This is a genomic window from Bacillus sp. NMCN1, from assembly GCF_002998085.1.
Lineage (GTDB): Bacteria > Bacillota > Bacilli > Bacillales > Bacillaceae > Bacillus.
Window position 1 is genome coordinate 17,945 of record NZ_PVQL01000002.1, and the last position, 12,260, is coordinate 30,204.

General features: G+C 41.5%; 14 protein-coding genes. 11 read left to right on the forward strand and 3 right to left on the reverse strand.

All coding sequences use genetic code 11. The features are described from left to right. Nucleotides 1–117 precede the first annotated feature (117 nt). The 3 genes from C6W21_RS09950 (at nucleotide 118) to C6W21_RS09960 (ending at nucleotide 2,787) form a co-directional block, all read left to right on the forward strand. Nucleotides 118–942 carry an orthopoxovirus pf05708 family protein gene (locus tag C6W21_RS09950; protein ID WP_106050948.1) on the forward strand — a complete coding sequence of 275 codons (825 nt, stop codon included), beginning with the start codon at nucleotides 118–120 and terminating at the stop codon, nucleotides 940–942. Nucleotides 943–1,178: 236 nt separating this feature from the next. Continuing rightward, on the forward strand, nucleotides 1,179–1,940 hold the full coding sequence (gene soj / locus C6W21_RS09955; RefSeq protein WP_034620351.1) for a sporulation initiation inhibitor protein Soj: 762 nt from the start codon (nucleotides 1,179–1,181) through the stop codon (nucleotides 1,938–1,940). Continuing rightward, on the forward strand, nucleotides 1,933–2,787 hold the full coding sequence (locus tag C6W21_RS09960) for a ParB/RepB/Spo0J family partition protein (RefSeq protein ID WP_106056222.1): 855 nt from the start codon (nucleotides 1,933–1,935) through the stop codon (nucleotides 2,785–2,787). Before soj ends, C6W21_RS09960 begins: the two co-directional genes overlap by 8 nt. A 25-nt stretch (nucleotides 2,788–2,812) precedes the next feature. On the opposite strand, the gene yyaC is transcribed toward C6W21_RS09960, so the two are convergent. Continuing rightward, nucleotides 2,813–3,439 carry a spore protease YyaC gene (gene yyaC, locus C6W21_RS09965; protein WP_106050239.1) on the reverse strand — a complete coding sequence of 209 codons (627 nt, stop codon included), beginning with the start codon at nucleotides 3,437–3,439 and terminating at the stop codon, nucleotides 2,813–2,815. 72 nt (nucleotides 3,440–3,511) lie between these two features. On the opposite strand from yyaC, the gene C6W21_RS09970 reads away from it, so the two are divergent. Beyond that, nucleotides 3,512–4,567 carry a YkvI family membrane protein gene (locus C6W21_RS09970; RefSeq protein WP_106050240.1) on the forward strand — a complete coding sequence of 352 codons (1,056 nt, stop codon included), beginning with the start codon at nucleotides 3,512–3,514 and terminating at the stop codon, nucleotides 4,565–4,567. A gap of 25 nt (nucleotides 4,568–4,592) precedes the next feature. Here C6W21_RS09970 and C6W21_RS09975 read toward each other — a convergent pair whose 3' ends face one another. After that, nucleotides 4,593–5,003, reverse strand: coding sequence for a hypothetical protein (locus C6W21_RS09975; protein WP_060597704.1), 411 nt, complete (start codon nucleotides 5,001–5,003; stop codon nucleotides 4,593–4,595). A gap of 15 nt (nucleotides 5,004–5,018) precedes the next feature. Next, nucleotides 5,019–6,338 carry a hydrolase gene (locus C6W21_RS09980; protein WP_106050241.1) on the reverse strand — a complete coding sequence of 440 codons (1,320 nt, stop codon included), beginning with the start codon at nucleotides 6,336–6,338 and terminating at the stop codon, nucleotides 5,019–5,021. A gap of 294 nt (nucleotides 6,339–6,632) precedes the next feature. Here C6W21_RS09980 and C6W21_RS09985 point away from each other — a divergent pair, with 294 nt between their 5' ends. The 7 genes from C6W21_RS09985 (at nucleotide 6,633) to C6W21_RS10015 (ending at nucleotide 12,102) form a co-directional block, all read left to right on the forward strand. After that, nucleotides 6,633–6,839: a DUF951 domain-containing protein gene (locus C6W21_RS09985; RefSeq protein ID WP_012011910.1), complete on the forward strand. Its 207-nt coding sequence runs from the start codon at nucleotides 6,633–6,635 to the stop codon at nucleotides 6,837–6,839. 216 nt (nucleotides 6,840–7,055) lie between these two features. After that, nucleotides 7,056–8,156: a redox-regulated ATPase YchF gene (ychF, locus tag C6W21_RS09990; RefSeq protein WP_044139039.1), complete on the forward strand. Its 1,101-nt coding sequence runs from the start codon at nucleotides 7,056–7,058 to the stop codon at nucleotides 8,154–8,156. A 108-nt stretch (nucleotides 8,157–8,264) separates the two neighbouring features. Further along, on the forward strand, nucleotides 8,265–8,552 hold the full coding sequence (gene rpsF, locus C6W21_RS09995; RefSeq protein WP_003215073.1) for a 30S ribosomal protein S6: 288 nt from the start codon (nucleotides 8,265–8,267) through the stop codon (nucleotides 8,550–8,552). 36 nt (nucleotides 8,553–8,588) lie between these two features. Next, nucleotides 8,589–9,134 carry a single-stranded DNA-binding protein SsbA gene (ssbA, locus tag C6W21_RS10000; RefSeq protein ID WP_034660649.1) on the forward strand — a complete coding sequence of 182 codons (546 nt, stop codon included), beginning with the start codon at nucleotides 8,589–8,591 and terminating at the stop codon, nucleotides 9,132–9,134. Nucleotides 9,135–9,174: 40 nt separating this feature from the next. After that, on the forward strand, nucleotides 9,175–9,414 hold the full coding sequence (gene rpsR, locus C6W21_RS10005) for a 30S ribosomal protein S18 (RefSeq protein WP_008347556.1): 240 nt from the start codon (nucleotides 9,175–9,177) through the stop codon (nucleotides 9,412–9,414). Between the two features lie 212 nt (nucleotides 9,415–9,626). Beyond that, nucleotides 9,627–10,592 (forward strand): ABC transporter ATP-binding protein, encoded by a 966-nt coding sequence (locus C6W21_RS10010; protein WP_106050242.1) that lies wholly within the window; start codon nucleotides 9,627–9,629, stop codon nucleotides 10,590–10,592. Continuing rightward, nucleotides 10,585–12,102, forward strand: a complete 1,518-nt coding sequence (locus C6W21_RS10015) for an ABC transporter permease/substrate-binding protein (protein WP_106050243.1) — start codon at nucleotides 10,585–10,587, stop codon at nucleotides 12,100–12,102. The genes C6W21_RS10010 and C6W21_RS10015 overlap by 8 nt, the downstream gene beginning before the upstream one ends. The last annotated feature ends 158 nt before the right edge of the window (nucleotides 12,103–12,260 follow it).

A 12,260-nucleotide genomic window follows, 5' to 3' on the forward strand; every position in this document is an offset into this window, starting at 1 on the left:
AAAAAGCTGATGAGAGCCACTCGTCAGCTTTTTTTATTGGTTCTACATCATATTTACTTATTATTTATAAATTGGTAAAATATGAATTTAATAGAAGGAAGGAGGTGACACGACTTGATGAAAATGAAAAAGACGAATTATGTTATTATTTGTTATTTACTATTTTCTTTTTCTTTTTTTACAAATGAAACAACGATATTTGCTGTGGATTCACCAACGGCTCCTACAGAAGAAAGCCCGCTGACCAAAAAAGAACTGAACGTTCTGAAGAAAAAAGGTGTTGTTTCTAAGGAGGTCACGCTACAGCAATTAAATCAAGAGCATGAATCTCAGGACGACACAATTGACTTGATTTCAGTTGACGATGATTTGAAGGATTATGGCCTACAACAAAACAAGCAGGATGAGTTGGTGACGGATGAAAAGCCGCACACCATCAAGCGCCTTTTAGGAAAGCCGTATCCTGGTACCGATATTATGCCTAAAAAAGGGGATATATTGGTGACAAGCACTGATGCTTTGAAGGGTATCGTTGGACATGCAGGTATCGTCATTAATGAGAAAAGCTTTGCTTCTATTCCAGGGTTTCGACAGCATCCTCAGCTTGATTCCATTCATAGCTGGTTTCGCTATAGTGCCAATACAAAGGTAATTCGGATTAATCAAGAGGAAACAGCAGACCTAGCAGGGGAATGGGCACATGATTATGTGAAAGCCCATCCAAAGGCTCGATACTCCATCACCATGTCAATTCAATCACTGGACCCGACTTATTGTTCAAAGATTGTGTGGCAGGCCTATGCCAAAACAGGTGACGCTGTGGGGCATGCGACATTTACCATTAAGACCCCCTATGGATTCTTAAAAAAGAGAAGCTATCAAACAGTGACCCCTAAGGTCATTGTGAACGAAGGCCGGAAAATTGGTGGATTAAATTTTTGACATATGACTCTCACTTTTGATGGAAGTGAGGGTTTTTTATGCATGTCTTTTAATCCAAAAGATATACTGATATATTTTTTTGGTTCGTTTTGGTTCGTCCTTTCATGTACGAAAATAGACATTTGCTGACGAATATATATTGGAGAAACAAAAAAAGCAAACGTTTCAGACTTTTTTTGATAGAATAGGAAGTATGAATGAATGAGAAACTTGTTAAGTTGAAAGTGGGTGACATCGTGGGAAAAATCATAGCGATTACCAACCAGAAGGGCGGCGTCGGGAAGACGACAACTTCTGTTAATTTGAGTGCGTGTTTAGCATACATAGGTAAACGAGTGTTGTTAGTTGATATTGATCCGCAGGGCAATGCCACGAGTGGTATTGGGATTGAGAAGGCCGACGTAGAGAAGTGTGTGTACGATATTTTAGTTGATGATGCAGATGTTCTTGATGTGATTAAGACGACAGAGGTCGAAAATCTTGATGTCATTCCTGCGACGATACAGCTTGCAGGGGCTGAAATAGAGCTTGTGCCTACGATTTCACGTGAAGTGAGATTGAAGAGAGCACTTGAATCTGTTAAGCAAAATTATGATTATATGATTATTGACTGCCCGCCATCACTCGGATTACTGACGATTAATGCGTTAACAGCATCCGATTCCGTTTTAATCCCGGTACAGTGTGAATATTATGCGCTTGAAGGATTGAGCCAATTGTTAAACACAGTTCGTCTCGTGCAGAAACATTTAAATACTGATCTTGCCATTGAAGGTGTCTTGCTGACAATGCTTGATGCACGAACAAATCTTGGGATTCAGGTTATCGAAGAAGTGAAGAAATACTTTAGAGATAAAGTCTATCAGACCGTGATTCCGCGAAATGTGAGATTGAGTGAAGCGCCTAGTCATGGGAAACCGATTATCTTGTATGATCCACGTTCAAGAGGTGCAGATGTCTATTTAGACTTAGCAAAGGAAGTGGATGCGAATGGCTAAAGGTCTTGGAAAGGGTATTAATGCTCTATTTAACAATGTAGACTCAAATGAAGAAACGGTCGAAGAAATCAAATTAAAGGATTTGCGTCCGAACCCGTATCAGCCAAGGAAAACATTTGATAATGATGCATTGTCTGATCTGAAAGAATCAATTCAGCAGCATGGTGTTTTACAGCCGATCATTGTCCGTAAATCGATTAAGGGATATGACATTGTAGCAGGCGAACGCCGTTTCCGTGCAGCACAACAAGCTGGTCTGACAACGATTCCTGCGATCGTTAGAGAATTTTCAGAAACGCTGATGAGAGAGATTGCCCTTTTAGAAAACCTACAGCGCGAGGATTTATCTCCATTAGAAGAAGCGGAAGCCTATGCTTCCTTGCTAGATCACCTAAGTGTGACGCAAGAGGAATTAGCGAAGCGATTAGGGAAGAGCAGACCGCATATTGCGAACCATCTTCGTCTTTTGACTTTACCGGATGAAGTACAAAAGCTGATTGCAGATGGAACGTTGTCGATGGGACATGGAAGAACATTGCTTAGCTTGAAAAACAAAAATAAGCTAGCGCCATTGGTAAAGAAAATCGTGGATGAGGGGTTAAACGTACGTCAGGTTGAGAAACTTGTTCAGCAGTTAAACGAAAATGTTCCACGTGAAACAAAGAAAAAAGAAGCACCAAAGGATCGAATGTTGAAAGAAAGAGAGTCTTTCTTACAAAACTACTTTGGCACTTCAGTGACGATCAAGAAACAGAAGAAAAAAGGAAAAATTGAGATTGAATTTCTCTCCAACGAAGATTTAGAAAGAATTCTTGAATTGCTTTCTACGAGAGACTCATCAGAGTGACCATCTGGATACGAGATGGTCTTTTTTATATTCTCCCAGTGATATTTTGAATAGGAGCGAAAAGGGACCGATTTTTTTCTCTTGTCCAATCCATTTGATCAATGTGAGATAGGCTGTCAGAAAGTGTATTGGCCATAGACATGACAAGATGAAGACGAGTGTTTTGGAGAACGAAGTATTCCATAAAACCGCTCACATTGACGATCCCATTAATATGGATATCTCCTACCTCTGGCAGCTCCTTTTGTACACCCGCCCCAGGCTTTAACGGTCCATCTCCAATTTGGAAGGAACCCACACTTTTCACTCTTCCTAAACAGGCATCAATCGCTACAATAAACGGATGTTTATGAGCTTGTTCAATTTCAGCGAGCTTTTCTTTTAAATTGACCGCATGAACTGGGTCAGAGAGCGTTCCATATACATGAAGCTTTTTCAAATCCAGACTTGAAAGCTTTGTACCAACAAGTGGACCTAGAGAGTCGCCAGTTGAGCGGTCTGTTCCAATACAAACGATGGCAACGGGTCTTTTTCCTGCTTTCTGGAGATGCGAGAATAAAATACTTTTAAGCTGTTGAATGGCATTTGTATCCGTATGGGACACGTATTCTTTCACCCTATTTCTAAAAAAAAGACCGTTCTTGCTATTCATAGGTCTCACTTCCTTGTCATAGTAGTTAGTAACAGTATACGGAAACAAGCTTAATTCTATACCTATGAGGTGATGATTGTGTGGAAGGCTGGTTCAAGGTGGACGCTTTTAATTTTAGGAAGCTTAATAGGAGCGGGGTATGCTTCCGGCCAAGAAATTTGGCAGTTTTTTGGCATTGATAGTGGACTAGCCATTCTACTGTTTACATTGATGTTTATGCTGTCTACCTATGTGGTGTTGAAAATCAGTTATGAGGTACGTGCCGATCACTTTGTGCCAGTGCTAGAGCGGCTTGTCGGCCCATGGCTGGCTAAAGTGTATGATGTTTTAATTGTCCTTTATTTATTCACGACAACGACAGTCATGATTGCCGGTGGCGGGGTGACACTCGAGATGTATCATGTGCCATTTTGGATTGGCATCGGTGCGTTTTGTCTGTTTTCATTTATGATTTTTTTCTGGGATGTGAAAGGGCTCTTATCTGTGAATGCTTTCATTATACCAATTTTGGTGGCGGGGCTCATCTATGCATTTGTTTTTTATTATATGAACCATGATCATATGTGGCGGATTGATTTTGGGCAGCAGTACAATTGGCCTGCCAGCATTGTCTTTGCCTCTTTGAATATATTATCTGTGGTGGCAGTGCTGTCTTCGGTTGGGAAAGAAATGAAGGGGCTTGGAGAGGCCAAAGTGGCGAGTATATTAAGCGGCCTGATTTTTGGGGTAATCTCGTACGTGTATAACGAAATACTGGTTGATATTTCTGGGAGCCTATCAGCAGAAGGCATTCCTTTGTTTACAGTATTAGAAGGGGCGCCGACGTCATTGTTTGTGTTTATGACCGTTGTCCTTTGTCTAGCTATTTATACGACGACAGCCGCAGGTTTATTTGGTTTATCCAGCCGGTTGCTCTCTTTTGTACCATTGCCTCGCTGGCTGGTTGTGCTCGTGATGCTTCTTTTGATGGCGCCTTTAACATCTCTTGGGTTTGCCGATTTGATTGCTTTCTTGTATCCGATATATAGTTTGCTGAATCTTTATTTGCTTGTCTGCTTAATGCTATATCCGATTTTAAGTAAAAAGATATTTTCTCCCTCTAAAAATTATATTGATAAAATAAAATAAGCACCTCTCTTTGTCGGAGCGGTGCTTATTTTATCCGAATAGAATCAATGGCGTCTTTGATATCATCATAGACTGGCATTTGCTTGAGGCGCTGAAGTCGTTCCTCTAATTCTGAAATGGCTTGTCCCTTTAAATGCTGGGAGATGTGTTGTTTGACAATGGTCGTCTGGTTGATCATGTCTTCTGTTTTAGACAATTGATACTCCAAGTGCACGCGAGTATTTGCTAATTCGTCGTGTAGCCGCATTTTGAGCAGCCGTTTTAGATCCTTTCGCTGTCCTTCTCTTCGTATGGCCTGAATTGCGGCCATTTCTTCAGGGGACTGCGTTTGTGTTTGTGGTGCCGATTGATTTTCAAATACAGACATGGAGCGGCGGGCACTCACATTTTGCAAGAAACGCTGGGCGTCACTAGGAGGTTTATTTTGATTGATCATGCGGTGACTCCTTTCTTAATGAATACCCATTTGTATCGCAAGGCGTCTATCTGCCTTGGCGTAGTCATCACCCATTGTGTACATATGTCTTGAAAGGGTAGAAAGTTCTTGTTCGTAATCTCTCAGGGTGTACAGGGCATTCAGCTGTTTTTCGTGTGAATAAAAGGAGGAATGATGTTGTTCCATCTTCACTTCCTCTACTAGTGCTTCCACATCACTTGGATTTAATAAATCATAGTGGCCAAAGCCGACGAGTCCTTTGAGCTCTTGTTTTACATGCTGGACGGCGTCTTTTACACTTTCATCGATCCCATCGATTCTCTCGAATACAGTGTGAACTTCATGTTCAATAATGCTCTGCAGATCGTAGGATGAATTTTTCAGTAAATGGGATTTTATGATAATTTCAAGGCCGCTTTGTGCATATGCACGTCCAGAATGGATTTCTTGCAACAGCATGGCTGTAAAACTTGTATTATGATCAAGCTGTTCATCTAAAATACGGGCAGACCCATCTTTATGGAATGAATACCCATTTCCTTTGTAACTCCCAGAAATAAGAGCTAAAAAAGCATTTGTATCAAAGGATTCGTTCCATTCTATATTCATAGACGCAAAAGCTGATTTTAAAAAGGTATCAATTTCTCTTTTCTTGTATTTAACGGGTTCTTGTACGGCGTCTTGCTGCCGTGGCGGTACAGTGTACTTGACTTGACCAACCCCATGATCATGACGATTGAGTAAACCTACATAATGACTAGGTTGAATATATTCAGTCAATATCCGTGTGTATTGACCTTGCTGTGCTTTCTGCTGAATCGCAGGCGACAGACTGCTCCATATATTTGGGCTATCAAAGGTGACGGCTTTTTTGACAGCTGGCTGTTCTGTTGCAACAAAAGCACAAACAGCACCGGCAAGGGCTTGTCCAGTGAGATAGATACCTGCATTTGGATGCTTCTGACAGACTTGCTCTATGTATTCCTTCCCTTTAAAAAAAACATGATCTTGATTGCCATCAAGGGACTTCCTTTCAATGGGATAGGCATAATCCGTTTTGAGCAATGACTGTGCCGCGGTGCGTACATCTTGTGGCGAGGTCACCGGCATTTGATTTGGCATCGGACAGTGAAAAGCGACGATGAACTCGTCTGATTGTTCCGGCTGCATCGTTAAACCATATAATTGATGATCGACCTTGAGAAAATCATGGACAGTGAGCGTTTGCTGACCTATTTCTATCGTATGGTGCTGCTGGTAATTGTCTATGTTTCCAGCATGATCGGATATGATTTTATATTCTTTATCAGTTAATCTATCCTTTCGATTGACCATCTTACCTGCTCCCTCACATAACATTTATGCAGATATCATAAATCAAAAAATATGGAAAAACCACAGCGTTCTACCAATAAAAACCTTTTGGCCTACAGTGTTTGTGACAATATTGAAAAAAAGCGGAGTTTAAGTAACTATTGGTCACAAATAAAATGATCTAAAAGAAGGGTTTTTTCTATAAAAAAGAATAGAATGAACGATTGAAAGAGGCTCTTTGTTTTGTGCATTGCTCTTCATCGCCGTTTTTTTGTACAATAGATTCAATGAAGTGAGCAAGAGAGGTGAAGGCTGATGGCAGACAAAGCGTTTGGGTTACATGACGTTGTTGAAATGAAAAAGCCCCATCCATGTGGTGTCAATCGCTGGAAGGTGATTCGTTTGGGCATGGATATTCGCATTAAATGCGAAGGCTGTGGGCACAGCGTGATGATTCCAAGAAGAGACTTTGAACGAAAAATGAAGAAAATTCTCGTCAAGCATGAGGAGCCAACTGCTTAAGTAGGCCTCATGCTTTTTTGATGAAATTCGTCTTTTGTATAGAAGAATTAGATGCAAATTCCCGTTTTAAAGGATTGATTTATCCTTTTTGGCAATGTTTCTTCTATTGATAATGCATAACGGTTAGCTTGTCTTTTCATGTAAACCTACTTATAATTGCTCTAGGTTCATATTACGCAGTATAACGAGCACGTTTGATATAGAGGAGATGAAAGAATGGCTTTAACAGCTGGTATTGTTGGCTTACCTAACGTCGGGAAGTCAACGCTATTTAATGCAATTACACAGGCTGGAGCGGAGTCTGCTAACTATCCGTTTTGTACCATTGATCCAAACGTCGGAATTGTAGAAGTTCCAGACGAGCGTTTACAAAAGCTCACAGAATTGGTGCAGCCGAAAAAGACAGTTCCGACTGCTTTTGAATTCACTGATATTGCCGGTATTGTCAAAGGGGCTTCTAAAGGTGAAGGTTTAGGAAATAAATTCCTTTCGCACATTCGACAAGTAGATGCGATCTGTCACGTGGTGAGAGCTTTTGCAGATGATAATATTACACACGTATCAGGTAAGGTTGACCCTGTGTCAGATATCGAAACCATTAATTTAGAGTTGATTTTGGCCGATTTAGAAACAGTTGAAAAGCGTTTGGCTCGTGTGAGTAAGCTTGCAAAACAAAAGGATAAGGAAGCGGTAGCTGAATTTGATATTTTGTCGAAGCTAATGAACGCATTTGAAGCTGGGAAATCGGCAAGATCTGTAGAATTTACTGATGAGCAGCAAAAGCTTGTGAAACAGCTCCATTTACTCACATCTAAACCAGTTCTCTATGTAGCAAATGTGAGTGAGGATGAAGTAGCGGATCATGACGGCAACGAATATGTGCAGCAAATCCGTGAGTTTGCTTCTGGTGAAAACGCTGAAGTCATCGTCGTTTGTGCGAAGATCGAGTCTGAAATTGCAGAGCTTGAAGGAGAAGAGAAGCAGATGTTCCTTGAAGAGCTTGGCATTAAAGAGTCAGGTCTAGATCAGCTGATTCAAGCATCCTATTCACTTCTTGGTTTAGCTACTTATTTCACAGCAGGTGAGCAGGAAGTACGCGCTTGGACGTTTAAAAAAGGAATGAAGGCACCGGAATGTGCTGGAATCATTCATACGGACTTCGAACGTGGGTTTATTCGTGCTGAAACGGTTGCATATGAAGATTTACTTGCTGGCGGAAGCATGTCTGCTGCAAAAGAGGCTGGAAAAGTCCGTCTAGAAGGTAAAGAATATGTAGTGAAAGATGGAGACGTCATTCATTTCCGTTTTAATGTATAGGTTCTTGTCATAGGCCAAGTAATTTGTTATAATATACAATTGTGAGTAATATAATTTATTGCTCCTTGCCCGTTTAGGGCCGCTTAGACCAAAAGGAGGTGCAATCAGATGAGAAAGTACGAAGTTATGTACATCATCCGCCCAACAGTTGACGATGAGGCTAAAAAAGCAGTTATCGAGCGTTTCAATAACGTGTTAACTTCTAACGGTGCGGAGATCACTGGAACAAAGGATTGGGGTAAACGTCGTCTTGCATACGAAATCAACGATTTCCGTGAAGGCTTCTACCAAATCGTAAACGTTCAATCTGACGCTGCAGCAGTTCAAGAATTTGACCGCTTAGCTAAGATCAGTGACGATATCATTCGCCACATTGTTGTTAAAGAAGAAGTATAAATCATTGAAATATATATTTAAAGGTGGTCTTTCAATATGCTAAACCGTGTTGTATTGGTCGGAAGACTAACAAAAGACCCTGAGCTTCGCTACACGCCTAATGGTGCGGCTGTAGCCACGTTTACTCTAGCTGTGAATCGTACGTTTACGAATCAATCTGGAGAGCGTGAAGCCGATTTCATTAACTGTGTTACTTGGAGAAGACAAGCCGAGAACGTGGCTAATTTCTTGAAAAAAGGAAGTCTTGCCGGTGTAGACGGTCGTTTGCAGACAAGAAACTATGAAAATCAGCAAGGACAGCGTGTCTTCGTGACAGAGGTTCAAGCTGAAAGTGTTCAATTTCTTGAGCCTAAGAGCGGCGGTGCTGGTTCAGGTGGATACAGCGGCGGTGGCAATAGCGGAGGCCAGTATTATGGCGGTAGCCAAAACGATCAGAATCCATTCGGAAATGAACCAAATCAAAATCCATATGGCAATCAAAGCAACCAACAAAATCGTAATCAGGGAAATAGCTTCAATGATGACCCATTCGCGAATGATGGTAAACCGATTGACATCTCCGATGATGATTTGCCATTCTAATTGATCTGAAAAATTGACTAAAGGAAAGGTGTGAAAACAAATGGCAGGTGGACGCAGAGGCGGTCGTGCGAAACGTCGTAAGGTATGTTTCTTTACTTCTAACGGTATCACGCACATCGATTACAAAGATGTTGATCTTCTTAGAAAGTTTGTTTCTGAGCGTGGTAAAATTTTACCTCGTCGTGTAACAGGAACTAGCGCTAAGTATCAACGTAAATTGACATTAGCGATTAAAAAATCACGTCAAATGGCATTACTTCCATACGTTACTGGTGAGTAAGTCGTTGACTTAAAAGCGGAGAGCCCCGAGCTCTTCGCTTTTTTTATTTGTCTCACTAAGAATCTCATCCGTATTGGCTAGAGCTGTTTTTGGCGGGCATCCTAGGGGAAGTATGTAAAAGAGAGTAAAAGTGACAGTTTGTTCTATACAAATACGGGGTCGATCTGTCATATTGGTATTTTAGAAAATAATTGCAGTCAGGGCGTGGGAAGATGATTGAATTTAAGAAGGTATCGATGCAATTTTCTAATGAGCGCTATGCCGTTCAATCGGTTGATTTAGAGATTCAGAAGGGTGAATTTTTTGTATTCATTGGACCTAGTGGAAGCGGGAAAACGACGACATTGAAAATGATCAATCGTCTCATTTCTTCTACAGAAGGTGAGATTTACATAAAGGGTCAAAAAATAAATAATTATGATATGTATGAGCTGCGCTGGGATATTGGCTATGTCCTGCAGCAAATTGCTCTTTTTCCTCATATGACCATTGAAGAAAATATCGCCGTGGTACCAGAGCTTAAACAGTGGAGCCGGAATGAGACCAATAAGCGTGTCGATGAATTGATGCAGATGGTTGGGCTTGATCCTGCTATGTATCGACATCGAAAGCCGTCAGAGCTATCTGGCGGACAACAGCAGCGTGTCGGTGTGGCACGTGCACTTGCAGCTGATCCTGAGATTGTCCTGATGGATGAACCTTTTAGTGCGTTAGATCCACTAACGAGGGAGAAATTGCAGGATGATCTGCTTGATTTGCAGCGCCGTATTCAAAAGACCATTGTCTTCGTGACGCATGATATGCAGGAAGCGATGAGGCTTGGTGATCGAATTTGTATCATGAAGGAAGGTAAAGTGGTGCAGATTGGTCGTCCAGAGGAATTGGTTCAACACCCAGTCAATGCCTTTGTTCGGGAGTTTGTCTCAGGGGCTGCTCGCCATGTAGAGCATCAAGCGTTTGAGCTAGAGGCTATGGCTAGACCAATGGCTCATGAGGCTCTTTTAGGCTATGAAGCGGTTTCAGCACATGCCACACTGGATGATGTCTTATCCCAATTGGCAAAGCATGAGGAATTGGCTGTTGAAAAGGATGGGGAGCGAATTGGACTAGTGAATCGTCAAGCTTTGATTCAGTTTTTAGCTGATTCTCCTAGAGAGAGGGGCGAGTCACATGAATGATTGGATCAGTGTGTTGTGGGACCGAAAAGAACAATTGGGACACGCCTTACTTGAGCATATTCAAATTTCGTTTATTGCTTTATTTTTAGCCATTTTGATTGCCATTCCATTAGGTATCTATTTAACGAGGGTGCCAAAGCTTGCAGAGTGGGTGATTGGGGTGACTGCGGTCTTGCAAACAATACCGTCGCTCGCGCTGCTTGGCTTGCTGATTCCTCTCGTTGGGATTGGACAAGTGCCTGCCATTATTGCGCTTGTCGTCTATGCCTTACTCCCTATTTTAAGAAATACATATACAGGCATTCAGGAGGTCGACCCTTCCCTGAGAGAAGCGGCACTTGCCATGGGAATGAATCACCGCAAACGGTTATTAAAGGTGGAGCTGCCTCTGGCTATGCCAGTCATCATGGCAGGTATCCGAACTGGGATGGTTCTCATTGTGGGTACTGCCACTCTTGCCGCATTGATCGGAGCTGGGGGATTAGGAAGTCTGATTCTGCTTGGGATTGATCGAAATGATATGGCGCTCATTGTCATTGGCGCTATACCAGCTGCCTTACTCGCACTCTTATTTGATGTGGTGCTGCGCACTTTTGAGAAAATCTCTTTTAAAAGGACTGTGATCTCTGTGACGGTTTTCGCTGTGATTGCAGGAGCAGTTGTCGCGAGCCCGTTACTGTTTCAACAAGAAAAGAAAGAAATCACCATCGGTGGAAAGTTAGGGTCAGAGCCTGAAATCCTAATCTCGATGTATAAGCTTTTAATTGAACAGGATACGGATATTCAAGTCAATCTTAAGCCTGGTCTTGGCAAGACTTCCTTTGTTTTTCAAGCTTTACGATCCGGTGATATTGACATTTATCCTGAGTTTACAGGTACTGCGATTTCCGAGTTTCTCAAAGAAACAGCGAAAAGCACAGATAAAGAAAAAGTGTATGAGCAAGCGCGGCGCGGTTTAAAATCATCCTTTCAGCTTCGTCTTCTTGAGCCGATGGCTTACAACAATACGTATGCTTTAGCTGTGCCTCAGTCGCTGGCTGATCAATATGATGTATCCAACATTTCAGATCTAGGCAAGATTAAGAATCGCATAAAAGCAGGATTCACCTTAGAATTTTCTGATCGCCAGGATGGGTATCGAGGTATTCAAAAGACCTATCAATTCTCCTTTGACGATGTGGTAACGATGGAACCGAAGCTTCGGTATCGAGCGATTCAAAAAGGAGATATCAATTTAGTCGATGCGTATTCGACAGACAGTGAATTGAGGCAATACAAATTAAAGGTGCTTGATGATGATCAGCATGTTTTCCCGCCATATCAAGGAGCACCGCTGCTAAGGCAGGAGACATTAACTGAGTTCCCTGAAATTGAGACCTCTCTCAATAAGCTTGGTGGTCAAATCACAGACGATGAGATGAGAGAAATGAATTATGAAGTGAATGTGAAAGGTAAGGATGCATTTCAAGTAGCGAAAACCTATTTAAAAAAGAAAAAATTACTGCAATAATCAAGGAAGAGCAGGTCTGTTATGTAAAAAGCAGACCTGCTTTTTTAATAGGAAAAACAAAAATCGTTGACTTTTATTTAAAAACATCATATCCTTAATTCGAGATAAATATATTTTTTTGATTTAATATCTCGAATTCAAGATAATATAAAGATGTC

Bases quoted from the DNA above. Each gene is read 5' to 3' on its own strand.
- ssbA (WP_034660649.1), top strand. From the start codon at position 8,589: ATGCTAAACCGTGTTGTATTGGTCGGAAGACTAACAAAAGACCCTGAG.
- C6W21_RS09960 (WP_106056222.1), top strand. From the start codon at position 1,933: ATGGCTAAAGGTCTTGGAAAGGGTATTAATGCTCTATTTAACAATGTA.
- C6W21_RS10015 (WP_106050243.1), top strand. From the start codon at position 10,585: ATGAATGATTGGATCAGTGTGTTGTGGGACCGAAAAGAACAATTGGGA.
- rpsR (WP_008347556.1), top strand. From the start codon at position 9,175: ATGGCAGGTGGACGCAGAGGCGGTCGTGCGAAACGTCGTAAGGTATGT.
- C6W21_RS09975 (WP_060597704.1), bottom strand. From the start codon at position 5,003: ATGATCAATCAAAATAAACCTCCTAGTGACGCCCAGCGTTTCTTGCAA.
- C6W21_RS09970 (WP_106050240.1), top strand. From the start codon at position 3,512: ATGATTGTGTGGAAGGCTGGTTCAAGGTGGACGCTTTTAATTTTAGGA.
- yyaC (WP_106050239.1), bottom strand. From the start codon at position 3,439: ATGAATAGCAAGAACGGTCTTTTTTTTAGAAATAGGGTGAAAGAATAC.
- rpsF (WP_003215073.1), top strand. From the start codon at position 8,265: ATGAGAAAGTACGAAGTTATGTACATCATCCGCCCAACAGTTGACGAT.
- C6W21_RS09980 (WP_106050241.1), bottom strand. From the start codon at position 6,338: ATGGTCAATCGAAAGGATAGATTAACTGATAAAGAATATAAAATCATA.
- C6W21_RS09950 (WP_106050948.1), top strand. From the start codon at position 118: ATGAAAATGAAAAAGACGAATTATGTTATTATTTGTTATTTACTATTT.
- C6W21_RS09985 (WP_012011910.1), top strand. From the start codon at position 6,633: ATGGCAGACAAAGCGTTTGGGTTACATGACGTTGTTGAAATGAAAAAG.
- ychF (WP_044139039.1), top strand. From the start codon at position 7,056: ATGGCTTTAACAGCTGGTATTGTTGGCTTACCTAACGTCGGGAAGTCA.
- C6W21_RS10010 (WP_106050242.1), top strand. From the start codon at position 9,627: ATGATTGAATTTAAGAAGGTATCGATGCAATTTTCTAATGAGCGCTAT.